This window comes from Burkholderia lata (assembly GCF_902499025.1).
GTDB classification, from domain to species: Bacteria; Pseudomonadota; Gammaproteobacteria; order Burkholderiales; family Burkholderiaceae; genus Burkholderia; species Burkholderia lata_C.
The window spans coordinates 1-22,802 of sequence record NZ_CABVPW010000018.1; the positions used below are offsets into that span (position 1 = coordinate 1).

Genomic DNA, 22,802 nt, shown 5'->3' on the forward strand with positions numbered 1-22,802 from the left:
GACCGTGAAACGACTCTACGCCGATGATAGTGCGGATTCCCGTGTGAAAGTAGGTAATCGTCAGGCTCCCTAAGCCAAGAACCCCCGCCCGAAAGGCGGGGGTTTTTGCATTGGCGCGACGCAAATGCATGTGCGGTGGAATGCGCACTCCATTCATCGTGCCCCTCTGACACGCACGCCAGATCACTCAGTCGCCATCCTGCAGTCAAGCCTCACCCCGGAACGAAACCTCGCGATTTGATACGATCGAAGTGCTGTCGACGATCTCACGTCGTCGACATGAATGTTCGAAACCAGGGCTTGATGGAGAGGGCGGGAATGAATATCGGCGACGCGTCGCGCGAATCCGGAGTCAGCGCAAAAATGATCCGGTACTACGAACAGGTCGGCCTGCTTGCGCCGAGCAAACGTACCGACGCCGGCTACCGGATCTACGGCGCGGATGAAATTCATATCCTGCGTTTCATCCGTCAGGCGAGACGCCTTGGCTTTCTCGTCGAGGACATCCGCAAGCTGCTGATGCTCTGGCAAGACCGTTCCCGCGCAAGCGCAGAAGTGAAGTCGATTGCCCTCGAGCACGTGGCCGAACTCGACAAGCGCATCGCCGAGCTGAGCGACATGCGCGACACACTTGCCGATCTCGCTGCGCACTGCCATGGTGACGGGCGGCCCGAATGCCCGATTTTGGCGCGTCTGTCCGACCCCGTCGGTGAACCAAATTAGTGCACCTACTCGAGACCCCGAACGGGCTTCGATTCAATTTTCATAAAAATCAATGGGTTGCGAGCGTTCGGCAGCCAGCTATTCCGAATGGGAATGGTTTCCATGCAAGTATTTCACTAGCATCTTGGTGCGGCATCGCTATAATTCGGGATAACCCTATACGGGAAATCCCTGAATCTCGATTCACCAGGGGTCCCTCTTCCTTGGAGAACGTCATGATCGCCTACATCGTTGAAAAGCTGAGCAACTGGTTCGAATCCGCAGAACGTGAACGCCGTGAGGCTTACCTCGCCACGTCGTCGGACATCGTCCAGCTCGAGAGCCGCATCCGCTCGCTCGAAACCAACGGCTACTCGCTGTAATCGGAGTCACCGTCAGGTGCCACGTGGCACCGAACGATAAGCAAGCCCCGTATTTGACGGGGCTTTGTTTTTTTGTGCGGCGGATCTGGCGCAATCGTCAGTGCAGCGCTATGGTATGCACCTGCTTTTCATCCTGAAGGACACGATCATGCGTTTGCGTCTCGATGTGCGTCGCAGTGCCCGCGCGCGTCTCGTTCTGGGCGCGGCGGTGCTTGTCCATGGACTCGCGGCCACTGCCGCGACATCGTCCAAACCGCTGATTCTCGATACGCAGCGCGGTATCCAGGACGGCAAAGGCGGGTTGGTGCTGCAGACGGCGCCGTTATCTTCCGAGCCGATTGTCGAGCCGGCAGGCATACGGGCTCCGGCCGGGCAGACGCCGAACACATCGGTTCCGCTGTTCGTCGCGCCGTATATCAATGTCCCCGCGTGGGGTGGACAGCCGGCCAACCAGCCAAGGCTCGCGCCGAGACCGCAGCCCTAACGCGCGGTCGCCCGATCAGTTGCCGCGGTGCTCGATCTGGCAGCGGGCGCCGCTATCCTGTCCGAGCATCTCGACCAGATAGGGCAGTGCCTCGTTCATGCTCTGGGCGAGCGTATATGGCGGATTCAGAATGAACATTCCGCTGCCGTAGAGACCCAGCCCGTCAGTCGGCGGATTCGACACCGTCAGCGTCAGATGCAGCCAGTTGTTCGGTTGCAGACGCTTCAGCTGTTCGGGAAAGCGCTGCGATTCCGTCCGGGTCACCTGCGGGTACCAGACTGCATAGCAGCCCGTCGCGAAACGCTTCAGACATTCCGTCAGGCAAGCCACCGTGCGCGCGTAATCCTTCTTGTCCTCGTAGGACGGGTCGATCAGCACGAGTGCACGTCGCGGCGGCGGCGGCAGCAGTGCCTTGATGCCTTCGAAGCCATCGCCGGCAAAGATCATCGCGCGTCGCCCCGCGTCGCGGAAATTGTGGCGCAGCACGTCAATTTCCGTCGTGTGCATTTCGAACAGGCGCATGCGGTCCTGCTCGCGCATCGATCGCCATGCGATGTACGGAGAACCCGGATAGAAGCGCAGCTCACCGTCGTCGTTCAGCGCGCGGACTTCGTCGACATAGTCGCCCAGCGCTTCCGGCAGGCTCTTTTCGTTCCACAGCCGGCCGATGCCGGTGTCGAATTCCGACGTCTTCGCTGCGTAGCCGTCGCGCAGCGAGTACACGCCGGCACCTGCATGCGTGTCGATATACCAGTACGACTTGTCTTTCTTGTTCAGGTAGCGCAGCAGCTGGACGACGACGGCGTGCTTGAGCACGTCCGCGTGGTTGCCTGCGTGAAAACCGTGACGATAACTGAGCATGGCGGGCTGCCTGAAACGAAAGGTGAATCGATGAAAGCGGTCGATCGTGCGCGGCCGTCAGGCCGGGCACCGATGCGGGCCGCGTATTGTACGCGAGTGGCCGTGCATCGCCTTAATCGTACGCATCGCCGACCACCTCCTCGATGCGTTGTTTCACATCCGGCGTCAGCTTCGCGACAACGTCGAGCGCGCGCATGTTGTCGCCGATCTGATCGATCCGCGACGCGCCCGTGATGACCGAACTCACGCGCGGATTCGCGAGCACCCATGCGATCGCGAGCTGGCCCGTGCTGCAGCCGAGCTCGGCCGCAATTTCCCCGAGCCGTTCGACGATGTCGTTGGCGCCCTGATCGGTCAGGCGGTCGCGCATCCAGTCGTAGCCCTGCAACTGCGCGCGGCTGCCGGGCGGCACGCCGTTACGGTACTTGCCGGTGAGCAGGCCCGATGCCAGCGGGCTCCAGGTCGTGAGGCCGAGACCGTAGTCGTCGTAGAGCCGCGCATATTCCTGTTCGACCCGCGTGCGGTGGAACAGGTTGTACTGGGGCTGCTCGACGACCGGCCGGTGCAGGTGATGCCGTTCGGCGATCTCGCACGCGGCACGAATTTCGTCGGCGCTCCATTCCGACGTGCCCCAGTACAGCGCCTTGCCGCGCACGATCATGTCGCTCATCGCCCAGACGGTTTCCTCGATCGGCGTGTTCGGATCGGGGCGATGGCAATAGACGAGGTCGACATAGTCGAGCTGCAGCCGGCGCAGCGAGCCGTCGATGGCGTTCAGCAGGTATTTCCGGTTCAGCGTGTGATACTGGTTCGGTGCTTCGGCCAGGCCCCAGAAGAACTTCGTGGACACGATGTAGCTGATGCGCGGCCAGTCGAGCGACTTGAGCGCCTGGCCCATGATTTCCTCGGATTTGCCGCCGGCGTAGACCTCGGCGTTGTCGAAGAAATTGACACCTGCGTCGCGCGCCGCAGCCAGGCATTCGCGCGCGACCCGCTGGTCGACCTGGTTGCCGTACGTCACCCACGAACCGAGCGAAAGCGCGCTGATCTGCAGGCCGGAGCGGCCTAGCCGTCGATAGTGCATGCGAATCTCCTGCGTGACAGAACCGACCTTAAGCTTAGACGTTTTGCGCGCGAACGGCGGGGCCGATCGTGCACAATGACGGCTGGCCCGCCGGTACGATCGCACGACGGTAGCAGATGCGGCGGGCGTTTGTTTTATCGATCCGACAACGGGAGGAGACGGACATGGCAGCAGATCTGAGCGGCAAGACCGCAGTCGTCACGGGCGCCGCGAGCGGCATCGGCAAGGAAATCGCACTCGAGCTCGCGAAAGCGGGCGCGGCCGTCGCGATCGCCGACCTGAACCAGGACGGCGCGAACGCGGTCGCCGACGAGATCGTCAAGGCCGGCGGCAAGGCGATCGGCGTCGCGATGGACGTGACGAACGAGGAAGCCGTGAACAGCGGGATCGACAAGGTGGCCGAAGCGTTCGGTTCGATCGACATCCTCGTGTCGAACGCGGGCATCCAGATCGTCAATCCGATCGAGAACTACTCGTTCGCCGACTGGAAGAAGATGCAGGCGATCCACGTCGACGGCGCATTCCTGACCACCAAGGCTGCCCTCAAGCACATGTACAAGGACGATCGCGGCGGTGTCGTGATCTACATGGGTTCGGTGCACTCGCACGAAGCGTCGCCGCTGAAGTCGGCCTACGTGACGGCCAAGCATGGCCTGCTGGGTCTCGCTCGTGTGCTGGCGAAGGAAGGGGCGAAGCACAACGTGCGTTCGCACGTCGTGTGTCCGGGTTTCGTGCGCACGCCGCTGGTCGACAAGCAGATTCCGGAGCAGGCGAAGGAGCTCGGCATCAGCGAAGAGGAAGTGATCAAGAAGGTGATGCTCGGCAATACGGTCGACGGCGTGTTCACGACCGTCCAGGACGTCGCACAGACGGTGCTGTTCCTGTCGGCATTTCCGAGTGCCGCGCTGACCGGGCAGTCGGTCGTCGTCAGCCACGGCTGGTTCATGCAGTGATGCTCGCGCGGGCGTTGTAGTTGCCCGCTGGCGAATGGCATAAAAAAACGCGCTCCTTGGAGCGCGTTTTCATGTCTGCAGGGCGGGACCGATGACGGTTGCCGCCCGCTGGTGCCGATTTACTTCAGGACGGCTGCGACCGCATTGGCGACCGCGTCGAGGTTGCGCGTGTTCAGCGCAGCGACGCAGATCCGGCCCGTGCCGACCGCGTAGATGCCGAACTCGTCGCGCAGGCGATCGACTTGCGCCGAGGTCAGGCCCGAATACGAGAACATCCCGCGCTGTGCGTTGATGAAGCTGAAGTCGCGATCGACGCCGCTTGCCTTCAGGCGCTCGACGAGACCGTTGCGCATCGCGCGGATGCGATCGCGCATTTCACCGAGTTCCTGCACCCACGAAGCGTGCAGTTCCGGCGATGCGAGCACCGCTGCGACTACGGCGCCGCCATGGGTCGGCGGGTTCGAGTAGTTCGTGCGGATCACGCGCTTCAGTTGCGACAGCACGCGCGTCGCTTCTTCCTTGCTCGACGTGATGATCGACAGTGCGCCGACGCGCTCGCCGTACAGCGAGAACGACTTCGAGAACGACGACGACACGAATGCGTTCAGGTCGGCTGCGGCAAACAGGCGCACGGCGGCAGCATCGGCCTCGATGTTTTCGCCGAAGCCCTGGTAGGCCATGTCGAGGAACGGCACGAGGTTGCGTGCCTTCACGACGTCGACGACCTGTTGCCATTGCGCTTCGGTCAGGTCCACGCCGGTCGGGTTGTGGCAGCACGCGTGCAGCACGACGACCGTGCCTGCCGCGTAGCTGTTCAGTGCCGACAGCATGCCTTCGAAGTTCACGCCGTTGGTAGCCGCGTCGTAATACGGGTACGCAACGACTTCGAAGCCGGCTGCTTCGAACAGCGCGCGGTGGTTTTCCCAGCTCGGATCGCTGATCGCGACCTTCACGTTCGGGTTCACGGTGCGCAGGAAATCGGCGCCGATCTTCAGTGCGCCCGTGCCGCCCAGTGCCTGGGCCGTGACCACGCGACCTGCCGCGATCAGCGGCGAGTCGTTGCCGAGCAGCAGCTTCTGCACGGCTGCATCGTAGGCAGCGATGCCGTCGATCGGCAGGTAGCCGCGCGGCAGGCCGGCCTCGACGCGCACCTTCTCTGCTTCGCGAACCGCGCGCAGCAGCGGAATCTTGCCTTCTTCGTTCGTGTACACACCGACGCCGAGGTTGACCTTGGTCGGACGCGCATCGGCGTTGAAGGCTTCGTTCAGGCCCAGGATCGGGTCGCGGGGAGCAAGCTGGACAGCGGAGAAGAGCGACATGATGATTCGGCAGTAGTGAAAAGAGGGTCAGGCTTTCAACGGACGGGGCGGGCGAAGCGGACCGCGCGCAGGCAGACACGACGCCGGAAAGCGCAGCAGCCTGATATTGTAGCGAATTCACGCAGGTGGGGGCGGCGTTTCGGCGGCGAAATTCGGCCGGAAATGGCGATATCGGACGGCCGTCGCGCGTCAGGAGCCGACAGCAGTTCGCGAGGCCGCGAAGCGCTAGAATGCTCTCTTTGCCCTCGCTCCGGCCGCATTCCATGTCCGAACATAAAGCCGAAACCGGCGACGCGCTCGACGAATCGAAATTCGTGACCTTCGAAGGGTCGCCGTTCCAGCTGTATCAACCGTATCCGCCCGCAGGCGACCAGCCGACCGCGATCGAGACGCTCGTCGAAGGGGTCGAGGACGGTCTCTCGTTCCAGACGCTGCTCGGCGTGACGGGCTCGGGCAAGACCTTCACGATGGCGAACACGATCGCGCGGCTCGGCCGCCCGGCGATCGTGTTCGCGCCGAACAAGACGCTCGCCGCACAGCTCTATTCGGAGTTTCGCGAGTTCTTCCCGCGCAACGCGGTCGAGTACTTCGTCTCGTACTACGACTATTACCAGCCTGAAGCGTACGTGCCGCAGCGCGACCTGTTCATCGAGAAGGACTCGTCGATCAACGAGCACATCGAGCAGATGCGGCTGTCGGCGACGAAGAGCCTGATGGAGCGCCGCGACGTCGTGATCGTCGCGACGGTGTCGGCGATCTACGGTATCGGCAACCCGTCCGAATACCACCAGATGATCCTGACGCTGCGTGCTGGCGACAAGCTTGGCCAGCGCGACGTGATCGCGCGGTTGATCGCGATGCAGTACACGCGCAACGACCAGGATTTCCAGCGCGGCACGTTCCGTGTGCGCGGCGACACGATCGACATCTTTCCGGCCGAACACGCGGAGCTGGCGGTACGCGTCGAACTGTTCGACGACGAGGTGGAGACGCTGCACCTGTTCGACCCGCTGACCGGGCGCGTGCGGCAGAAGATTCCCCGCTTCACCGTGTATCCGTCGTCGCATTACGTGACGCCGCGCGACACCGTGATGCGCGCGGTCGAGACGATCAAGGACGAACTGCGCGAGCGGCTCGAGTTCTTTTACAGCGACGGCAAGCTCGTCGAGGCGCAGCGGCTCGAGCAGCGCACGCGCTTCGATCTCGAGATGCTGCAGGAGCTCGGCTTCTGCAAGGGCATCGAGAACTACTCGCGGCATTTCTCGGGCGCGGCGCCCGGCGACCCGCCGCCGACGCTCGTCGACTACCTGCCGCCCGATGCGCTGATGCTGCTCGACGAATCGCACGTGTTGATCGGCCAGCTGAACGGTATGTACAACGGCGACCGCGCGCGCAAGGAAAACCTCGTCAACTACGGGTTCCGGCTGCCGTCGGCGCTCGACAACCGGCCGCTCAAGTTCCCGGAGTTCGAGCGCAAGATGCGCCAGGTCGTGTTCGTGTCGGCCACGCCGGCCGACTACGAGCAGCGCGTGACCGGGCAGATCGCCGAACAGGTCGTGCGGCCGACGGGGCTCGTCGATCCGGAAATCGAAGTGCGACCGGCGAGCTCGCAGGTCGACGACGTACTCGCCGAGATCAACGCGCGCGTGAAGGCCGAGGAGCGTGTACTGATCACCGTGCTGACGAAGCGCATGGCCGAGCAGCTCACCGAGTTTCTCGCCGATCACGGGGTCAAGGTGCGCTACCTGCACAGCGACATCGACACCGTCGAGCGCGTCGAGATCATCCGCGACCTGCGGCTCGGCACGTTCGACGTGCTGGTCGGGATCAACCTGCTGCGGGAAGGGCTCGATATTCCCGAGGTGTCGCTCGTCGCCATCCTCGACGCGGACAAGGAGGGTTTCCTGCGCGCCGAGCGTTCGCTGATCCAGACGATCGGCCGTGCGGCGCGAAACGTGAACGGCAAGGCGATCCTCTATGCGGACAACATGACCGAGTCGATGAAGCGCGCGATCGGCGAGACCGAGCGGCGCCGTGCGAAGCAGATCGCGCACAACGAAAAGATGGGCATCACGCCGCGCGGTGTCGTGAAGCGCATCAAGGACATCATCGACGGCGTCTACAACGCCGACGAGGCACGCGCGGAGCTGAAGGAAGCGCAGCAGCGTGCGAAATTCGAGGACATGTCGGAAAAGCAGCTCGCCAAGGAAATCAAGCGCCTCGAGAAGCAAATGGCCGACTACGCGAAGAACCTCGAGTTCGAGAAGGCCGCCGCGACCCGCGACCAGCTCGCGCTGCTGCGTGAACGTGTGTTCGGCGCGAACGTCGGCGATCACGTCAACGGCGGCCGGTAAGTCTTTCCAAACGTCACTGAAACCTTGCGGTAACGAGCCTGTAAGCCTTGTAGGATCAGGGGTTTACACGGCTCCCCGTTTGTTCCGAAACAGGTTCGGTGCTAAACTTCGCAATTATTGAGAATTGTTCGCATTAACGTTATTCGTCGCGTTAGTGTTTTCAGTGGGCTGGCCTGGCGGTCGGTCCGCATGGTTCCAGATCAAATAACAAGGAGTGTCCATGTTGGGTTCTTCGTTCATCCGCACGACGGTTGCGGTAGCGGCGGCACTTGCCGCGATGTCGGCCTCGGCTGCCGAATATCCGATCGGCAAGCAGCAGATCCAGGGCGGCATGGAAATCGGCGCGGTGTACCTGCAGCCGATCACGATGGACCCGGAAGGGATGATGCGCAAGGCGTCGGATTCCGACATCCACCTCGAGGCCGACATCCATGCGGTCAAGAACAACCCGACGGGTTTCGCGGAAGGCGACTGGATGCCGTACCTGCAGGTCACGTACAAGCTGACGAAGCAGGGCGACACGAAGTGGAAGGCGGAAGGCGACCTGATGGGCATGGTCGCGAGCGACGGCCCGCACTACGGCGACAACGTGAAGCTGAACGGCCCGGGCAAGTACCACCTGACGATGGTCGTCAAGCCGCCGATGCAGACGGGCCACATGGCGTTCGGTCGTCACATCGACAAGGAAACGGGCGTGGGCGCATGGTTCAAGCCCATTTCCCTCGAGTACGACTTCCCGTTCGCCGGTATCGGCAAGAAGGGCGGTTACTGATCGGTGGCATCACGGACGGCGCGCTTCGGCGCGCCGTCGGCGTAGAGAACCCAGAATGAAAATTCCCCAGAAAATCGTTGCCGCAGCCGCTGCGTTGTGGCTTGCCGGCGCAGCGCATGCTGCCGATCTGCCGACGTTCAAGCTCGAGATGGCGGATGGCAAGCTGAACCCCGCCCGCATCGAAGTGCCGGCCGGCCAGCGTTTCAAGATCGAGATCAAGAACACCGGCAAGGGCGCCGCCGAATTCGAAAGCGTGCAACTGCGCAAGGAGAAGGTACTCGCGCCGGGCGCCGATTCGTTCGTGGTCGTCGCGCCGTTGTCGCCGGGTGAATACAAGTTTTTCGACGATTTCCACCAGCAGGCGCAGGGCGTGATCGTCGCGAAGTAACGCGTTTTATCTGCGCGCAGGCCCACTTGCCCGGTGCACTGCGCGTCAGGAGGTATCGATGGGTCAGATCTTGTTCATCGTCTGGCGGGAGAGCGTCGAAGCGCTGCTCGTCGTCGGCATTCTCTATGCATGGCTGAAAAACGGCGACGACGACGCGCGCCGCGGCCTGCCTTTTCTCTGGACCGGTGTCGGTGTCGGCCTGCTGATGGCCGTCGGCCTCGGTGCCGCACTGGTCGGATTCACCGAAGTGCTGTCCGGCGATGCGCAGGACTACTTCCAGACTGCCATGGTGCTGATCGCATGCGTGCTGATCGTGCAGATGGTGCTGTGGATGCGCCGGCACGGCCGCACGCTCAAGCGCGACATGGAGCAATCGCTGCAGCAGAGCACGCGCGATTCGAACTGGTGGGGCGTCGCGGTGCTGGTCGCGCTTGCGATCGCACGCGAAGGCAGCGAGACGGTGATCTTCCTGTACGGTCTCGGTTTCGGCCAGTCGGGCCACGTCGACGGCAGCCAGATGCTCGCAGTCGTGATCGGCCTCGGCCTCGCGTTCCTCACGTTCTATCTGCTGCAGCTCGGCGGCAAGTACTTCTCGTGGCGGCATTTCTTCCGCGTCACCGAAGTGATGCTGCTGTTCCTCGGCGCGGGCCTGTTCCAGACCGGCGTCGACAAGCTGATCGACAAGGAAATCCTGCCGCTCGGCATTTCGCAGGTGTGGGACACGTCCGCGATCCTCGATGATTCGGGCACGTTCGGCTCGCTCGTCGCGACGCTGACCGGCTATCGTGCCCACCCGGCACTGACCAACCTGGTCGCCTACGCGGTGTACTGGGCGGTGGTCTGGCTGCTGATGAAGCGCGCGAGCCGTCGTCCGGCCGTCGCTGCAGGTCGCGCGGCATGAGCGTTGTCGCCGCAGCCAAGCCGGGCTGGCTCGCGCAGGCCGGCCAGTGGATGCAGCGCCACGGTCCGCTGATCCGCGGCATCCAGTGGGTCGTCGTCGCCGTCTATGCATTCCTGATCATCGTGCCGGCGGTGTTGCCGCTGCCGGACGACTCCGCGCACCTGTGGAGCAACCTCACGCTGATCGCGCAATTCACGTTCTGGGGCATCTGGTGGCCGTTCGTGCTGCTGTCGATGGTGATGCTCGGCCGTGTGTGGTGCGGCGTGCTGTGCCCCGAAGGTGCGCTCACCGAATTCGCGAGCAAGTTCGGCCGCGGCGGCCCGATTCCGCGCTGGATGCGGTGGGGCGGCTGGCCGTTCGTCGCGTTCGGGCTCACGACGATCTACGGGCAGATGGTGAGCGTGTACCAGTACCCGCTCGCGGTGCTGTTCGTGCTCGGCGGCTCGACCGTCGGCGCGATCGTGATCGGCTTGCTGTACGGCCGCGAGAAGCGCGTGTGGTGCAAGTACCTGTGCCCGGTCAACGGCGTATTCGGGCTGCTCGCGCGGCTCGCGCCGATGCGCTACAAGGTCGATGAGGATGCATGGCGCCGTTCGTACAAGAACGGCGAGCATGGCCATCGCGTGATTCCGATCAACTGCGCGCCGCTCGTGCCGTTGCGCAACATGAAGGGCGCTGCGGACTGCCACATGTGCGGCCGCTGCAGCGGGCATCGCGATGCGATCTCGCTGTCGTTGCGCTCGCCGTCCGACGAAGTCGTGAACCTCGGCGCGCAGCAGGCGAACCCGTGGGACACCGCGCTGATCCTGTACGGCCTGCTCGGCGTCGCGATCGGTGCGTTCCACTGGACCGTCAGCCCGTGGTTCGTGCAGATCAAGCAATGGCTCGCGGGCTGGCTGATCGATCATGACATCACGTGGCCGCTCGAAACCAATGCGCCGTGGTTCCTGCTCACGCATTACCCGGATCGCAACGACGTGTTCTCGTGGCTCGATGGCGGGCTGGTTGTCAGCTACATCGTCGGCACGGGGCTCGTGTACGGCACGGTGCTGCTGGCGCTGCTGGCCGGCGCCACGCTGATGCTCGGCCGCTTCGATCGCGTGCGGCTGCATCATCTCGCGCAGGCGCTGATCCCGATCGCGGGGGCGGGTGTGTTCCTTGGCCTGTCGGCCACGACGCTGTCGTTGCTGCGTGCCGAGCATGTGCCGCTCGGTTGGGCCACCGATGTGCGCATCGCGATCCTGGTCGGCGCCAACGCATGGAGTGCGTGGCTCGCGTGGAAAGTGACGGGGCGCTATGCGGCCTGGCCGCGCCGGCTTGCAGCATTCGCCTGGTTTGCGGTCGGGCTTGCCGTCATCGACAGCGCTTGGTGGTTGATGTTCTGGGGTTTCTGAAGCGGCTCGCGTGCCGCTTCGGCGGTCATGGAGTGACGCGGTAACGAACCCGGGTGGCATGCTTCGCGCGTTGACCACCCAAACAAAAAAGCGACACGTCGAAGGACGTGTCGCTTTTTTTCTTCCTTGTGCGAGAACCAAAAAAAGTGGCTTGGCTTGCTGCAACGGCTGCTTGAGTGTGTTTGCACGAAGGGGTCTAGATCTCGCGTGCAAGCCGTTACGCTGGCTACTGCCCAACACCTCTCAGGGAGGTGGTCCCCACAATACTCTGTCGTTACTTCGTCAGGATCAGTTTGCCGAGCCGTGTGGCGCGCAACTGATATGTCTCTCCGTTATGCGCGATGCTGACGTGGCTTTGGCCTTGCAGCAGCGCATCGCTGCTGACGACCCGCGTGCCTGCTTCGCGGTTGCCGGCGGGCTTCGCCGGCGTGGTGACCGCTGCCGTCTTCTGACGGCTGCTGCCTGCGGTGCCGGTCGTGTGGCGCAAGGTCAGCGTGGTCGGGCGCATGGTGTCGGTCATTCGGTTGATCGGTGACTGTCGATACGATGGAATGAATTCTAAATGATAACTATTCCCATTTACAAAAACTCTTTATCGATCGAAATGGCGAGTCTGATAGCTTGAATCAAACGGGCGGCCCGCAGGCCGCTACCGGGGTCAGTGCAACGGATCGGGGGCCTTGCGGCCTTGCGCGTATTCGCGGATCAGGCGAACCGTGTCGATATCCGACGTGCGGTACGCCTCCTTGACGATTCCGTGCGTCTGACGCGCGTCTTCGCTGTCGTCCGTGACGGTCAGCGTCGTGCGGTATTCGAAACGCAGGAACAGCTCGTGGTCGTCGCGCTCCTCGATCGTCATCGTCAGCGAGCCGCCGATCTCGCCATCGGCGGCGCGGATGTCGTAGCGGACCTGCTGGTTCGGCGTGAACGTGACGTGATCGCGCACGGTCGCATGACCGTAGTGCAGTTCGCGTTCGAGCGTCGTATCCGTGCGCTCGTGGACGACGCAGCTGTCCAGGCCCAGCACGAACAGTTGCGGCTGCTCGGCGCGCAGCACGAGGCCTTCCCAGAGCTGATCGCGGGTGAGGGTCGGCACGGCCGGATCGTCGGAGTTGATCTGGATCAGGTGTTCGAAGTTCAAGGGGACGGGTTCCTTCTGGTGGCGGGCAGCCACATGGTTCAAGAAGTCATTGTGACGCAAAACGGGCTGTTTCGCGGCACCTGCGCGCCCGTCCGGGCGTCATGCTTCGATGCGGCCCATGCGACCCGTCTGGTAGTCGACGACGGCCTGCCGGATCTCTTCCTCGGTATTCATCACGAACGGGCCGTAGCGGACGATCGGCTCGTTGAGCGGTACGCCGCCGATCAGCAGCAGGTCGAGCGGCGTGTCGCCGGCGGCGAACGTGACGGTGTCGCCGTCGCAGCCGTAGACGATCATGTGCTGTGCGTCGACAGCCTGTCTGTCGGGCCCGTAGAGGCCCGTGCCGTCGATCGGATAGGCGAATACGCGGTAGCCGGCCGGCACGGGCTGCGCGACCGTTGCACCGGGCTCCAGCGCGAAGTGCTGATAGAGGATCGGTGTGCGCGTCTCGATCACGGCCCGGACACCGAACGCCTCGCCGGCGATCACGCGCACGCGTGCGCGGCCGTCCGGCGACGTGGCGGTCGGGATGTGGCTGGCGGAGATCTCCTGGTAGCGCGGCGCGATCAGCTTGTCGCGGCGCGGCAGGTTGACCCACAGCTGGAAGCCGTGCGAGCGGCCTCCCGACTGCGCGAACGCGGGATCCGGCATCTCGCTGTGCACGACGCCGGCGCCGGCCGTCATCCATTGCACGTCGCCGGGGCCGAGCGCGCCCGCGTGGCCGGCCGAGTCATGATGGCGGTACTGTCCGTCGAGCACGTAGGTCACGGTCTCGAAGCCGCGATGCGGGTGGGCGGGCGCGCCGCGGGCTTCGCCGGGTGCGTAGTCGACCGGACCCATTTCGTCGAGCAGCAGGAACGGATCGAAATCCATCAGCAGCCGAGTCGGGAACGGACGGTGAACCACGAAGCCGCCGCCTTCGGTCGTGCGAAGCGCGGGGAACGTACGGTCAAGCGAGCGAGCGGTCGTCATGCGGAAGCCCTCGAAATCAACGGAATAGCGTTATTTTTGAAACATGGCGCTATTATATTGGGCGTTTTACCGTTCAATTTGCGATGGTTCGCAATGGATTGTTCTGAAATTGGAACGATGACATGAATATCGATGCACATAACCTGAACGACCTCATGTACTTCTCGCAGGTCGTCGAACACGGCGGTTTCTCGGCCGCGGAACGCGTGCTGGGCATCTCGAAATCGCGCCTGTCGCGGCGCCTGACCGAACTCGAGGCGGCGCTCGGCGTGCGCCTGCTGCAGCGCTCCACACGCAAGCTCGCGCTGACCGAGGCGGGGGAGCTGTTCTACCAGCATTGCCAGGCGATGCTGGCCGAAGCACAGGCGGCGATGAACGCAGTCCAGCAGTTGCGCTCGTCGCCGCGTGGCTCGGTGCGCGTCAGCGTGCCCGTGACGCTGTCGCAGACGATGCTGTCGCGCATCCTGCCCGAATTCCTGCGCCGCTATCCCGAGGTGAAGGTGCATGTTCGCGTGACGAATCGCGTAATCGACCTGTTCGAGGATTCGATCGACGTCGCGCTGCGTGTGCGCTCGGAGCCGCCGCAGAACGCCAACATCGTCGTGCGGCCGCTGTGGCGCACCGAGCAGATGCTGGTCGGTGCGCCGAGCCTGCTGAGCCAGAATGCGCCGCCGCTGGTGCCGGACGACCTGACCGGATTCGAGACGCTCGATACGCCGAGCGTCGACGGGCGGCACGTGTTCAACCTGATCGCGCCGGACGGAACGCGTCACGTGCACGAGCACGACCCGCGGCTCGTGACGGCCGACCTGATGACGATCCGCGAAGCCGTGCTCGATGGCCTCGGCATCGCGGCATTGCCGGAGATGATGTACGGCAACGCACTGCGCGCGGGGCAACTGTCGCCGGTGATGCCGGGCTGGACGCTACCGGTGCCGCAACTGTATGCGGTGTTCGTGTCGCGGCAGGGAATGCCGCCCGCGGTGCGTGCGTTCGTCGACTATCTGGTCGAGAAGCTCGATCACGGTGCTTACAAGGATCCGGGGTGCCCGGAGCGTGCAAAGAAGGAAGCGGCGGCCGATGCTTCGGCGACCTGAACACGACGTGCGCGACGAGGCAAATTTGTTTTGTCATTGAAGCGTCGCCTGCAATCGCAAGTTTCAATCGCCGGAACCTTGAATGCGCGTGCGTGCGGGCCTATATTGAAATCCCATTTCGTGAAGGAAGTTCTGAGCGAAATCAGGTGGCCGCATATATTGCGAGCCAGATAGGGCAGAACGCGCAGTCCGTGCAGACCACGGCAGAGTCGCATTTGCGTTGCTCGAGGCGCAACCGATACCGCCAAAGAGCCCGCCGCCCGAAGGCGCCCGCGTGCGCATGAAAAAAGGCCTTCATCTGGCGATGAAGGCCTTTTACTTTGTGCGCGGCCGGCTAGGCGCGGCCGGCGAGGTGCGGCCGGCGAGGCGCTGCCGTCGCGAGGTGCAGATGGCGAGCGCGTGGTTGCGCGTGCGTTACTTCGCCTTCGCGGTCGGCTCCGTCACGAAGCCGAGCTTCGTCAGCCCGCCTGCCTGCGCATCCGACATCACTTCCGCGACGTGTTCGTACGCGACCTTGCGGTCAGCACGCAGGTGCAACTCCGGCTGCGGCGTGTGCTTTGCCGCTTCCGCGATGCGTTCCTGCAATTGTTCGCGGGTGACCGTGTGGTCGTCCCACAGGATCGTGCCGTCACCCTGGATCGCGACGTCGACCGTCTGCGGCTTTTCGTCGACGGGCTGGCTGCTGGCGTGCGGCAGGTCGATCTTCACCGCATGCTGCATCGCCGGGATCGTAACGAGAAAAATGATCAGGAGTACGAGCATGACGTCGACGAGCGGCGTCATGTTGATCTCGCTCATCACGGCATCGTCGTCATCGTCGCTGAAACCGGTATTCATTGCCATGGTTCACCTCGCCTCAGCTGGCGCGCGTCGCGAGACGCAGGCCGTCGCGCGTCGACGACGAGGCAAGGCTCGCGCCCGTCACGAAGTAGGCATGCAGACCGTGCGCGAAGCGGCGCAGCTTGCTGACGATGCCCTTGTTCGCGCGGGTGAGCGCGTTGTAGCCGAGCACGGCCGGAATCGCGACGAACAGGCCGAAGGCCGTCATGATCAGCGATTCGCCGACCGGGCCTGCAACCTGGTCGATCGACGTCTGGCCGGTTGCGCCGATCGCGAGCAGTGCGTGGTAGATGCCCCAGACCGTACCGAACAGGCCGACGAACGGCGCCGTGCTGCCGACCGACGCGAGGATCGCGAGGCCGCTCTGCATGCGCGAGATGCCTTCGTCCATCGTGTCCTTCAGGCAGCGCGTGACCCAGTCCGACACGTCCATGCGGTCGTGCAGGTGCGGTTGCGTCTGGTGATGGTGATCGGCGGCTTCCTTGCCCGACAGCGCGAGCGCGAGGAACGGGTTGTCGCTCGGCGTCGATGCGGCGAGCCCGAGCTTCTTGATGCCGTCGTCGAAGTCGTCCGAATGCCAGAACGCCTGTTCGGCGTTCTTCGTCAGGCGGTTCAGGCGGATCACGTTCCAGCCCTTCATGACGATCACGATCCACGACAGGACCGACATCACGAGCAGCGTGATCGCGATGGCGCGCGTGACGAAATCACCTTGCGCCCAGACGTGCGCGATACCGTAGCTTTGCATTTTCTTGTTTCCTTTGAATCTACCGAATATGACGGGTTAGTCGTCAAGCGTGAAGTTGAAGGGCAGCGTATGGGCAGCGCGGATCGCCTGACCGTTCTCGATATACGGCGGACAGGTGCTGGCGCGCGTCGCCTCGAGCGCGGCTTCGTCGAGACGCGGGTAGCCGCTGCTCTTCTGCAGCTGGACGCTTTCGATCTTGCCCGTCACGCCGATGATGAAGTGAACATAGGCCGTGCCCGTTTCGCCGCGGCGCTTGGACATCGACGGATAGGCAGGTTTCACGAAATTGCAGGTGAGCGCCGATACGTTCTTCGGCGCGCTGACCTGCATCGTTTCGCGAGCCGGGCCGGGGGCTGCAGCCGGCGCAGCAGGCGCCGGCGCGGCGGGAGCCGGTGTCGGATCGACGGCGGCCGGCGCAGGTGTCGGCGACGGCGCTTGCGAGACCGGTTGAGGCGTCGGAACCGCTTTCTGCACCGGTTTCGGCTCGACCTTCGGCTTCACGCGCGGCGTGGGCTTGGGCGGCGTAGGCTGCTGCGCGGCCGACTGGACCGCGACCGGCTGGGCCGGAGGTGCAGGCGGAATGAGCTGCGCGGTGATCGACTGAACCTCGATCTCCTTCGGAGGCGGCGGCGCGTTCCGATGGAGCCAGGCGGCCGTCAGCATGATCGCGTGTGCGGCAAGCACACCGACCGCGACGACGATCACTCGGGGATTCATACGTGGTGCAGCCGGCATGGCGCCGGCAGGAGCGAGATGCGAAGCCTGCATGTTAGCTTGAAAGAACGATGTCGCACCCGGGGCGCGGCGGGTGAATCGGCATCACTTGCGGAAGATCAGCAGCGAGATGCAAACGGTGGTCACAAATCCGATCAGCAATTCCATGACAGGCTCCTTGGCAGGTAAGCCGCTGGCTCGCGCAGACTGTGGCTTGCTGACGGTCAAAACAAAAAATGCGGCCTGGGCCGCATGCGCACACTCGGCGCCGGTCAGGCTGCCTTGCGTTCGTAGAACGTGACCGGGATCGGGTGAGCGTGATGCTCGACACCGCACCGGCTCGCGCAGACGCCTTGTTCGGCCATGAGGTCGCGTACGGACTCCTCGCACTTGCCGCAGCACGTGGCCACGCCGAGTTCGAACTGGAGTTCATCGAAAGAGTTCACGCCCTCTGCGAGGGACGCGCGAATCTTGCGATCGGAAACAGACTTGCACACGCAGACGATCATGGTGAGTTGCGATGGCTAACGTTAATGCGAATTATTATCATTAAATTTGCGGGCGTTGACAAGCCTGGGTCGGGCTTTTTTTAAGGTCATCGGACCCTTGAAACGGCGGGGGAGGTGAAGCGGCACGCGGAAGCGGGCGTGCCGGCCCGTGTCAGGCGGTCGCGCAGGCGCGCGCGTTCGGCGAGGAAATGGTGACGGATTCGACCGGCGCAGCGAGGCCGAGCAGCGTCGATGCGAGTACCTGCAGCTGGCGGCCGTCGCTGGTCGAGCAGAAGCGGGGCGGCGCCGCGCGCGTGCCGGCCGGTGCGCGCAGGTGGCGCTCGTCGAGCACCCGCATGAGCTGGCGCGCGATCGCGTCGCTGGTGTCGACGAGCGTCAGGCGGTCGCCCACAAGGTCACGAATCGTTTCCGTGAAGAACGGGTAATGTGTGCAGCCGAGTACCAGCGTATCGGCACCGTCGTCGAGCATCGGCTGCAGGTAGCTGTCGAGCAACGCGCGCAACGCGGGCGAATTCGTGTCGCCGCGCTCGATGGCTTCGACGAGCCCGTGGCCGGGCTGGCAGATGAAGCGGCGGCCGGCGCCGTAGCGGTCGAGCAGTGCCTGGAAGCGCGGGCTGTTCAGCGTCGACTGCGTGGCGAGGACGCCCGCGACGCCGCTCGCGGACACGGCGGCGGCCGGCTTGATGCCCGGCTCGACGCCGACGAGCGGCATCGACAGGCGTTCGCGAACCGCGGCGATCGCGCGTGCGGTCGCAGTGTTGCAGGCGATGACGAGCGCTTTCGCCCCTTCGCGGGCCAGCCACTCGCCGATTGCCAGCGTGCGTTCGGTAATGAATGCCTCATCGCGCGGACCATACGGCGCATGGTGCGAATCGGCGACATAGATGAACGATTCGTCGGGCAGCTGCGCGCGCACGGCGCGCAGCACCGACAGGCCGCCCAGCCCTGAATCGAAGATGCCGATGGGAGCGACGGTCGTGGCCGTCGCCGTGATAACGGAAGGTGTCGACATGAACGGGCAGGGGCGATAACGGGAAGCGTGGAGCGATCTTACTCCGGCGAACCCATCATCGTTTGCTGGTAGTTCTGCAGGCCGACCTTGCCGATCAGGTCGATCTGCGTTTCCAGCCAGTCGATGTGCTCTTCGGTGTCGTCGAGGATCTTTTCGAAGATCTCGCGCGACACGTAGTCACGAACCGATTCGCAGTAGGCGATCGCTTCCTTGCAGGTGGACTGCGAGATCTGCTCGAGCTTCAGGTCGCACTTCAGGATCTCTTCGGTTTCCTCGCCGACGAGCAGCTTGTGCAGATCCTGCAGGTTCGGCAGGCCGTCGAGCATGAAGACGCGCTCGATCAGCCAGTCGGCGTGCTTCATTTCGCCGATCGACTCATCGTACTCGTGCTTGCCGAGCTTCTCGAGGCCCCAGTGCTTGTACATGCGCGCATGCAGGAAGTACTGGTTGATCGCCGTGAGTTCATTCTTCAACTGGGCGTTCAGATATTCGATGACTTTCTTGTCGCCTTGCATGGCTTGTTCCTTGTTCAGTGGGGCTTCAGAAACCGAAAGATAATCGCTCGAACGAGAAAAGCCAAGCGTCAAAGCCTTGCCGGGCCTGCCTTTTGCGTGTAATGAGAATCAGCCTCGTATGACCGGCCACACACAATAATGAGAATGAGAAGTAAAAAGGCCGGACTTCCGTCCGGCCTTTCGTTCGATCGCGCTTAAGCGGCTGCGACCGGGATCTTGCCGATCTTCGCCTGCCACTCCTTCGGACCGGTCTGGTGCACCGACGTGCCCGACGAATCGACAGCAACTGTTACAGGCATGTCCTGCACGTCGAACTCGTAGATCGCTTCCATGCCGAGGTCTTCGAATGCGAGCACCTTCGCGCCGCGGATCGCCTTCGACACGAGGTAAGCCGCGCCGCCGACCGCCATCAGGTAGGCCGCCTTGTGCTTCTTGATCGCTTCGATCGCGACCGGGCCGCGCTCGGCTTTGCCGACCATCGAGATCAGGCCGGTTTGCGCGAGCATCGTCTCGGTGAACTTGTCCATGCGCGTGGCCGTCGTCGGGCCTGCCGGGCCGACCACTTCGTCGCGCACCGGATCGACCGGGCCGACGTAGTAGATCACGCGGTTGGTGAAGTCGACCGGCAGTTTCTCGCCTTTCGCGAGCATATCGGCGATGCGCTTGTGCGCGGCGTCGCGGCCGGTGAGCATCTTGCCCGACAGCAGCAGCGTCTGGCCCGGTGCCCAGCTCGCGACTTCTTCCGGCGTCAGCGTGTTCAGGTCGACACGCTTGCTGGTTTCGGTGTTCGGTTCCCAGTTGACCTTCGGCCACGCGTCGAGCGACGGCGCTTCAAGCTTGGCCGGGCCCGAACCGTCGAGCACGAAGTGCGCGTGGCGCGTCGCCGCGCAGTTCGGGATCAGCGCGACCGGCTTCGATGCCGCATGCGTCGGTGCCGCCATGATCTTCACGTCGAGCACGGTCGCCAGGCCGCCGAGGCCCTGTGCGCCGATGCCGAGTGCGTTGACCTTCTCGTGCAGTTCGACGCGCAGTTCCTCGACCCAGTCCTTCGGGCCGCGCACGATGATTTCCTGGATGTCGATCGGCTCCATCAGCGATTCCTTCGCCATCAGCATCGCCTTTTCAGCCGTGCCGCCGATACCGATCCCCAGCATGCCGGGCGGGCACCAGCCCGCGCCCATCGTCGGGACCGTCTTCAGCACCCAGTCGACGATCGAGTCGGACGGGTTCAGCATCACGAACTTCGACTTGTTCTCCGAGCCGCCGCCCTTCGCTGCGACCTGCACGTCGACCTTGTCACCCGGCACGATCTCGTAGTGGATCACGGCCGGCGTGTTGTCCTTCGTGTTCTTGCGGGCGCCTTCCGGGGGATTGACGATCGACGCGCGCAGCACGTTGTCCGGGTGCGTGTAACCGCGGCGCACGCCTTCGTTGATCATGTCGGTGAGGCCCATCGTCGCGCCGTCCCAGCGCACGTCCATGCCGACCTTCACGAAGATCGTGACGATGCCGGTGTCCTGGCAGATCGGGCGCTTGCCTTCCGCGCACATGCGGCTGTTCGTGAGGATCTGTGCGATCGCATCCTTCGCGGCCGGGCTTTCTTCCAGCTCGTACGCGCGGCCGAGGGCCTGGATGTAATCGAGCGGATGGTAGTAGCTGATGTACTGCAGCGAATCCGCGATGCTCTGGATCAGGTCTTCCTGTTTGATGACGGTCATGGCTGAGACTCTGTGGGGACTGTGGGGAATGCGTTTATGCGTTGACGGCTGCTTCGGCCGGCTTGCGGGGCTCGTTCGCTGCAGGCGCGTGCCCGTCGTGGGCGCGCGGCTCGTGGAAATGGGCCGGATGCGTGTGCGTCGTCAGGCGGTCGACCCACGCCATCACGAGCGCCGACACCAGGAACGACACGTGGATGATCACCTGCCACATGATCGCGTGCATCGTGTGCTGGTCGGGGTTGATGAACGTCTTCAGCAGGTGGATCGACGAAATGCTGATCAGCGCCATCGACAGCTTGACCTTCAGTACGCCCGCGTTCACGTGGTCGAGCCATTCGGGCTCGTCGGGGTGGCCCTCGATGCCGAGGCGCGACACGAACGTTTCGTAACCGCCGACGATCACCATGATCAGCAGGTTCGAGATCATCACCACGTCGATCAGGCCGAGCACGGCGAGCATCACGCTGATTTCGTCGAGGCTCGTCGCATGCGACAGCAGGTGCCAGACTTCCTTCAGGAACAGGAACACGTAGACGGCTTGCGCAACGATCAGGCCGAGGTAAAGCGGAACCTGGAGCCAGCGGCTCATGAAAATCAGCGCGGGAAGGGGGCGAAGCGGGCGACGCGCGGGGCGGCCGGGCGAATGCGGGGCAGACATGGTGGAAAGTCGGGCGCGGTGCGCAGGTATCGGGGGTAATCTTGAAAAGGCGCGCTATTGTAACGCGTCGGCCGGCGCGACTGCAGTGACGCGCCGGCATTGCCGGGGACGGATCAGGAGGCGGCAGCGGGCACGCGTTTGACGCGCAGGCTGGCCAGCACGATACCGGTGACGACGCACGCGAGCGCGATGCCGTGTGCGAGCGTCGGGCGCTCGCCGAGGAACGCGATGCCATATGCGGCCGCCGCGACCGGCAGCACCGCGCTGAACACGCCGGCGAGGCTGCCCGGCACGTGCCGGATGCCTTTCATCCACAGCCAGAAAGAGAAGATGCTGGCCGACAGGCCGTACCAGACGACGAGCGCCCAGGTGCTGGCCGGCACGCTCGCGTAATCGAAATGCCACATGGCCGTCGCACCGAGCGGCAGCATCAGGCACAGGCCGAACAGGTGCGTGTACGCGCAGATGTCGATCGGCGCGAGCGTCTGCGTGAGGCGGCGCGACAGGATCACGTAGATCGATTCGCAGCACACCGCGCCGAGGATCAGCAGGTTGCCGGTCAGCGACGACGTGCTGTGCCCGGCCGTGCTGCCGTTCGCGAGGTTGATCGTCACGACGCCGGCGATCGCGAGTGCAATCGACACGAGCGCACGGCCGTTCGGTTTTTCACGCAGGATCAGCCACGCGAACAGCGCGACGATCGCCGGGATCGTGCTGGTGATCACGCCGGCCGCGACCGCGCTCGTGCGCTGCACGCCGTTCAGCATCAGCAGCGTGAACATGAAGGTGCCGAAGAACGCCTGCAGGAACAGGTTCAGCCATTCGCCGCGCTTGACCGTGCGCATCTTCACCGGGCTGAACAGCGGCCACAGCACGGCGATCGCGATCACGAAACGCAAGGTGGCGAGGATGGCGACGGGAACGAAGACGACGATCGATTTGCCGATACCGACATTGCTGCCGACGAACAGCATCGACAGCACGAGAAAGAAAGCGTAGCGATTCAAGCTGGAATCCGGAAGGCGAGTTCAGTTAGGATTGTAGGGTCGCGCTCGTTACAGCGTAAAGCTACAAGCGGGCGCCGCCCGGCGGGCGAAACGGCCGTGCCGCGTAAGTGACGGGTAAGTTCGAGCGCTTATCGTGGACACGGTCGGGTCGCCCGGTCGCCATCGCGCGACGTGGTGCGGCGCAGCATCGCGCAGCAGCCCTCGGGCCGTGCGCGGGTGATGGGTAGGAGACAGCGGCGCGCTTGCGCCGGCCAAGACACGCGGCGCGCACGATCG

Annotated in this window: 25 protein-coding genes; 10 read left to right on the forward strand and 15 right to left on the reverse strand. The window is 63.8% G+C overall.

The features are described from left to right. The first annotated feature begins 318 nt into the window (after positions 1–318). The 3 genes from cueR to BDI24065_RS19145 all read left to right on the forward strand — a co-directional run bounded on the left by cueR (position 319) and on the right by BDI24065_RS19145 (position 1,569). The gene (gene cueR / locus BDI24065_RS19135) at positions 319–723 is read left to right on the forward strand and encodes a Cu(I)-responsive transcriptional regulator (protein WP_041493104.1); all 405 of its coding nucleotides are present in this window, start codon (positions 319–321) and stop codon (positions 721–723) included. Positions 724–938: 215 nt separating this feature from the next. Continuing rightward, positions 939–1,085 (forward strand): DUF3563 family protein, encoded by a 147-nt coding sequence (locus BDI24065_RS19140; protein ID WP_006478295.1) that lies wholly within the window; start codon positions 939–941, stop codon positions 1,083–1,085. Positions 1,086–1,200: 115 nt separating this feature from the next. Further along, a complete protein-coding gene (locus tag BDI24065_RS19145) occupies positions 1,201–1,569 on the forward strand; it encodes a hypothetical protein (RefSeq protein ID WP_175032589.1) in 369 nt (122 codons plus the stop codon). Positions 1,570–1,584: 15 nt separating this feature from the next. Here the strand turns inward: BDI24065_RS19145 and BDI24065_RS19150 are convergent, their stop codons facing one another. Together BDI24065_RS19150 and BDI24065_RS19155 are read right to left on the reverse strand one after the other, a co-directional pair. Beyond that, positions 1,585–2,430, reverse strand: a complete 846-nt coding sequence (locus tag BDI24065_RS19150) for a 23S rRNA (adenine(2030)-N(6))-methyltransferase RlmJ (protein ID WP_175032590.1) — start codon at positions 2,428–2,430, stop codon at positions 1,585–1,587. A gap of 112 nt (positions 2,431–2,542) precedes the next feature. Then, on the reverse strand, positions 2,543–3,514 hold the full coding sequence (locus BDI24065_RS19155) for a potassium channel beta subunit family protein (RefSeq protein ID WP_175032591.1): 972 nt from the start codon (positions 3,512–3,514) through the stop codon (positions 2,543–2,545). A gap of 164 nt (positions 3,515–3,678) precedes the next feature. Between BDI24065_RS19155 and BDI24065_RS19160 the strand changes: the two genes are divergently transcribed. Beyond that, a complete protein-coding gene (locus BDI24065_RS19160) occupies positions 3,679–4,467 on the forward strand; it encodes a 3-hydroxybutyrate dehydrogenase (RefSeq protein WP_175032592.1) in 789 nt (262 codons plus the stop codon). Between the two features lie 119 nt (positions 4,468–4,586). On the opposite strand, the gene BDI24065_RS19165 is transcribed toward BDI24065_RS19160, so the two are convergent. Then, on the reverse strand, positions 4,587–5,786 hold the full coding sequence (locus BDI24065_RS19165) for an amino acid aminotransferase (protein ID WP_175032593.1): 1,200 nt from the start codon (positions 5,784–5,786) through the stop codon (positions 4,587–4,589). 263 nt (positions 5,787–6,049) lie between these two features. Between BDI24065_RS19165 and uvrB the strand changes: the two genes are divergently transcribed. From uvrB to BDI24065_RS19190, 5 genes are all read left to right on the forward strand, one after another. Then, on the forward strand, positions 6,050–8,140 hold the full coding sequence (gene uvrB, locus BDI24065_RS19170; protein ID WP_175032594.1) for an excinuclease ABC subunit UvrB: 2,091 nt from the start codon (positions 6,050–6,052) through the stop codon (positions 8,138–8,140). Positions 8,141–8,360: 220 nt separating this feature from the next. Continuing rightward, positions 8,361–8,912: an iron transporter gene (locus tag BDI24065_RS19175; protein WP_175032595.1), complete on the forward strand. Its 552-nt coding sequence runs from the start codon at positions 8,361–8,363 to the stop codon at positions 8,910–8,912. Between the two features lie 55 nt (positions 8,913–8,967). Further along, complete coding sequence (locus tag BDI24065_RS19180; RefSeq protein WP_175032596.1) at positions 8,968–9,300, forward strand: cupredoxin domain-containing protein; 333 nt, start codon at positions 8,968–8,970, stop codon at positions 9,298–9,300. Positions 9,301–9,358: 58 nt separating this feature from the next. After that, on the forward strand, positions 9,359–10,201 hold the full coding sequence (locus BDI24065_RS19185; protein ID WP_089440629.1) for an FTR1 family iron permease: 843 nt from the start codon (positions 9,359–9,361) through the stop codon (positions 10,199–10,201). Further along, on the forward strand, positions 10,198–11,595 hold the full coding sequence (locus BDI24065_RS19190) for a 4Fe-4S binding protein (protein ID WP_175032597.1): 1,398 nt from the start codon (positions 10,198–10,200) through the stop codon (positions 11,593–11,595). The genes BDI24065_RS19185 and BDI24065_RS19190 overlap by 4 nt, the downstream gene beginning before the upstream one ends. Before the next feature lie 274 nt (positions 11,596–11,869). Here the strand turns inward: BDI24065_RS19190 and hemP are convergent, their stop codons facing one another. The 3 genes from hemP to BDI24065_RS19205 form a co-directional block, all read right to left on the reverse strand. Further along, positions 11,870–12,115, reverse strand: a complete 246-nt coding sequence (hemP, locus tag BDI24065_RS19195; protein ID WP_175032598.1) for a hemin uptake protein HemP — start codon at positions 12,113–12,115, stop codon at positions 11,870–11,872. Between the two features lie 138 nt (positions 12,116–12,253). Beyond that, positions 12,254–12,736: an SRPBCC family protein gene (locus BDI24065_RS19200; protein ID WP_175032599.1), complete on the reverse strand. Its 483-nt coding sequence runs from the start codon at positions 12,734–12,736 to the stop codon at positions 12,254–12,256. A 99-nt stretch (positions 12,737–12,835) separates the two neighbouring features. Further along, entirely contained in the window at positions 12,836–13,708 is an 873-nt protein-coding gene (locus BDI24065_RS19205; RefSeq protein WP_175032600.1) for a pirin family protein, read from the reverse strand. A gap of 122 nt (positions 13,709–13,830) precedes the next feature. On the opposite strand from BDI24065_RS19205, the gene BDI24065_RS19210 reads away from it, so the two are divergent. Beyond that, entirely contained in the window at positions 13,831–14,805 is a 975-nt protein-coding gene (locus BDI24065_RS19210) for a LysR family transcriptional regulator (RefSeq protein WP_175014115.1), read from the forward strand. A gap of 414 nt (positions 14,806–15,219) precedes the next feature. On the opposite strand, the gene BDI24065_RS19215 is transcribed toward BDI24065_RS19210, so the two are convergent. The 9 genes from BDI24065_RS19215 to BDI24065_RS19255 form a co-directional block, all read right to left on the reverse strand. Further along, the gene (locus BDI24065_RS19215) at positions 15,220–15,648 is read right to left on the reverse strand and encodes an ExbD/TolR family protein (RefSeq protein ID WP_175032601.1); all 429 of its coding nucleotides are present in this window, start codon (positions 15,646–15,648) and stop codon (positions 15,220–15,222) included. Between the two features lie 13 nt (positions 15,649–15,661). After that, positions 15,662–16,393 carry a MotA/TolQ/ExbB proton channel family protein gene (locus BDI24065_RS19220; RefSeq protein ID WP_175032602.1) on the reverse strand — a complete coding sequence of 244 codons (732 nt, stop codon included), beginning with the start codon at positions 16,391–16,393 and terminating at the stop codon, positions 15,662–15,664. Between the two features lie 36 nt (positions 16,394–16,429). Further along, positions 16,430–17,161, reverse strand: coding sequence for an energy transducer TonB (locus BDI24065_RS19225; RefSeq protein WP_175032603.1), 732 nt, complete (start codon positions 17,159–17,161; stop codon positions 16,430–16,432). Between the two features lie 218 nt (positions 17,162–17,379). Further along, positions 17,380–17,616, reverse strand: a complete 237-nt coding sequence (locus BDI24065_RS19230) for a (2Fe-2S)-binding protein (RefSeq protein WP_039370093.1) — start codon at positions 17,614–17,616, stop codon at positions 17,380–17,382. A 151-nt stretch (positions 17,617–17,767) separates the two neighbouring features. Beyond that, positions 17,768–18,628, reverse strand: coding sequence for a glutamate racemase (gene murI, locus BDI24065_RS19235; protein ID WP_175032604.1), 861 nt, complete (start codon positions 18,626–18,628; stop codon positions 17,768–17,770). A gap of 38 nt (positions 18,629–18,666) precedes the next feature. Further along, positions 18,667–19,143, reverse strand: coding sequence for a bacterioferritin (gene bfr / locus BDI24065_RS19240; RefSeq protein WP_011352652.1), 477 nt, complete (start codon positions 19,141–19,143; stop codon positions 18,667–18,669). Between the two features lie 194 nt (positions 19,144–19,337). Then, positions 19,338–20,861: a fumarate hydratase gene (locus tag BDI24065_RS19245; RefSeq protein ID WP_175032605.1), complete on the reverse strand. Its 1,524-nt coding sequence runs from the start codon at positions 20,859–20,861 to the stop codon at positions 19,338–19,340. 34 nt (positions 20,862–20,895) lie between these two features. Then, positions 20,896–21,519 carry a TIGR00645 family protein gene (locus tag BDI24065_RS19250; RefSeq protein WP_166960507.1) on the reverse strand — a complete coding sequence of 208 codons (624 nt, stop codon included), beginning with the start codon at positions 21,517–21,519 and terminating at the stop codon, positions 20,896–20,898. Positions 21,520–21,632: 113 nt separating this feature from the next. Beyond that, on the reverse strand, positions 21,633–22,526 hold the full coding sequence (locus tag BDI24065_RS19255) for a DMT family transporter (RefSeq protein WP_175032606.1): 894 nt from the start codon (positions 22,524–22,526) through the stop codon (positions 21,633–21,635). Positions 22,527–22,802: the final 276 nt, after the last annotated feature.

Coding starts and splice junctions, on each gene's coding strand:
- BDI24065_RS19145 (WP_175032589.1), top strand. CDS start 1,201: ATGCACCTGCTTTTCATCCTGAAGGACACGATCATGCGTTTGCGTCTC.
- BDI24065_RS19140 (WP_006478295.1), top strand. CDS start 939: ATGATCGCCTACATCGTTGAAAAGCTGAGCAACTGGTTCGAATCCGCA.
- BDI24065_RS19155 (WP_175032591.1), bottom strand. CDS start 3,514: ATGCACTATCGACGGCTAGGCCGCTCCGGCCTGCAGATCAGCGCGCTT.
- BDI24065_RS19210 (WP_175014115.1), top strand. CDS start 13,831: ATGAATATCGATGCACATAACCTGAACGACCTCATGTACTTCTCGCAG.
- hemP (WP_175032598.1), bottom strand. CDS start 12,115: ATGACCGACACCATGCGCCCGACCACGCTGACCTTGCGCCACACGACC.
- BDI24065_RS19160 (WP_175032592.1), top strand. CDS start 3,679: ATGGCAGCAGATCTGAGCGGCAAGACCGCAGTCGTCACGGGCGCCGCG.
- BDI24065_RS19180 (WP_175032596.1), top strand. CDS start 8,968: ATGAAAATTCCCCAGAAAATCGTTGCCGCAGCCGCTGCGTTGTGGCTT.
- BDI24065_RS19205 (WP_175032600.1), bottom strand. CDS start 13,708: ATGACGACCGCTCGCTCGCTTGACCGTACGTTCCCCGCGCTTCGCACG.
- BDI24065_RS19225 (WP_175032603.1), bottom strand. CDS start 17,161: ATGCAGGCTTCGCATCTCGCTCCTGCCGGCGCCATGCCGGCTGCACCA.
- BDI24065_RS19230 (WP_039370093.1), bottom strand. CDS start 17,616: ATGATCGTCTGCGTGTGCAAGTCTGTTTCCGATCGCAAGATTCGCGCG.
- BDI24065_RS19245 (WP_175032605.1), bottom strand. CDS start 20,861: ATGACCGTCATCAAACAGGAAGACCTGATCCAGAGCATCGCGGATTCG.
- BDI24065_RS19190 (WP_175032597.1), top strand. CDS start 10,198: ATGAGCGTTGTCGCCGCAGCCAAGCCGGGCTGGCTCGCGCAGGCCGGC.
- murI (WP_175032604.1), bottom strand. CDS start 18,628: ATGTCGACACCTTCCGTTATCACGGCGACGGCCACGACCGTCGCTCCC.
- bfr (WP_011352652.1), bottom strand. CDS start 19,143: ATGCAAGGCGACAAGAAAGTCATCGAATATCTGAACGCCCAGTTGAAG.
- uvrB (WP_175032594.1), top strand. CDS start 6,050: ATGTCCGAACATAAAGCCGAAACCGGCGACGCGCTCGACGAATCGAAA.
- BDI24065_RS19150 (WP_175032590.1), bottom strand. CDS start 2,430: ATGCTCAGTTATCGTCACGGTTTTCACGCAGGCAACCACGCGGACGTG.
- cueR (WP_041493104.1), top strand. CDS start 319: ATGAATATCGGCGACGCGTCGCGCGAATCCGGAGTCAGCGCAAAAATG.
- BDI24065_RS19215 (WP_175032601.1), bottom strand. CDS start 15,648: ATGGCAATGAATACCGGTTTCAGCGACGATGACGACGATGCCGTGATG.
- BDI24065_RS19220 (WP_175032602.1), bottom strand. CDS start 16,393: ATGCAAAGCTACGGTATCGCGCACGTCTGGGCGCAAGGTGATTTCGTC.
- BDI24065_RS19165 (WP_175032593.1), bottom strand. CDS start 5,786: ATGTCGCTCTTCTCCGCTGTCCAGCTTGCTCCCCGCGACCCGATCCTG.
- BDI24065_RS19185 (WP_089440629.1), top strand. CDS start 9,359: ATGGGTCAGATCTTGTTCATCGTCTGGCGGGAGAGCGTCGAAGCGCTG.
- BDI24065_RS19175 (WP_175032595.1), top strand. CDS start 8,361: ATGTTGGGTTCTTCGTTCATCCGCACGACGGTTGCGGTAGCGGCGGCA.
- BDI24065_RS19250 (WP_166960507.1), bottom strand. CDS start 21,519: ATGTCTGCCCCGCATTCGCCCGGCCGCCCCGCGCGTCGCCCGCTTCGC.